The sequence below is a fragment of the Pedobacter nototheniae genome (assembly GCF_032678625.1).
Taxonomy (GTDB): domain Bacteria; phylum Bacteroidota; class Bacteroidia; order Sphingobacteriales; family Sphingobacteriaceae; genus Pedobacter; species Pedobacter nototheniae_A.
In genome coordinates this window covers 1-1119 of sequence record NZ_JAVTSO010000021.1, presented here as the reverse complement: position 1 = coordinate 1119, position 1119 = coordinate 1, and the positions used below count along the sequence as shown (strand labels likewise).

At 50.5% G+C, this 1119-nt stretch carries 1 pseudogene; it reads right to left on the bottom strand.

From position 1 onward, the window contains the following. A pseudogene (locus tag R2Q77_RS20985) lies at nucleotides 1–1119 on the bottom strand (SprB repeat-containing protein); the annotation flags it as partial.

Genomic DNA, 1119 nt, shown 5'->3' with positions numbered 1-1119 from the left:
TTAACTGCTGTATGGCTCGCGCTTAATGCGGCTGTTGGCTGGGTAATAGTAACGCTTTGGGTGGTACTGCAGTTATTGGCATCAGTAATAGTAAGGTTGTAAGTTCCTGCCGCCAGATTACTAAGGTCTTCGGTGTTGGCGGTAGTGGCCCCCGTCCAGGCATAAGTATAGGGTACCGTTCCTCCGCTTACCGTTACATCAATCGCTCCTGTTGCATCGCCAAAACAGTTTACGTTAACTGCTGTATGGCTCGCGCTTAATGCGGCGGCTGGCTGGGTAATGGTTATGCTTTGGGTGGTGCTGCAACCATTATTATCGGTAATGGTGAGTTCATAAGTCCCTGCGCTTAGGTCGCTAAGGTCTTCGGTGTTTGCGGTAGTGCCTCCGGTCCAGGCATAAGTATAAGGTGCCGTGCCTCCGCTTACCGTTACATCAATCGCTCCGGTTGCTTCGCCAAAGCATTTTACATTAATAGCGCTGTTGCTCGCGCTTATTGCTGCCGCCGGCTGGGTAATGGTGACGCTTTGGGTGGTGCTGCAACCATTATTATCGGTAATGGTGAGTTCATAAGTACCTGCGCTTAGGTCGCTAAGGTCTTCAGTGGTTGCTGTAGTGCCTCCGGTCCAGGCATAAGTATAAGGTGCCGTTCCGCCGTTTACCGTTACATCGATCGCTCCTGTTGCATCGCCAAAGCATTTTACATTAACAGCGCTGTTGCTCGCGCTTAATGCTGCTGCAGGTTGGGTAATGGTAACGCTTTGGGTGGTACTGCAACCATTGGCATCGGTAATGGTTAGGTTATAAGTGCCTGCGATCAAATTTATTAGGTCTTCAGTGGTTGCTGTAGTGGCCCCCGTCCAGGCATAGCTATAAGGTGCTGTGCCTCCGCTTACCATTACATCAATCGAGCCGGTTGTTGCGTCAAAACAGTTTACATTAACAGCGCTGTTGCTCGCGCTTAATGCTGCCGCCGGCTGGGTAATGGTGACGCTTTGGGTGGTGCTGCAACCATTGGCATCGGTAATGGTTAGATTATATATACCTGCACTTAGACTACTAAGGTCTTCGGTACTGGCGGTAGTACCTCCGGTCCAGACATAAGTATAAGGTGCCGTTCCT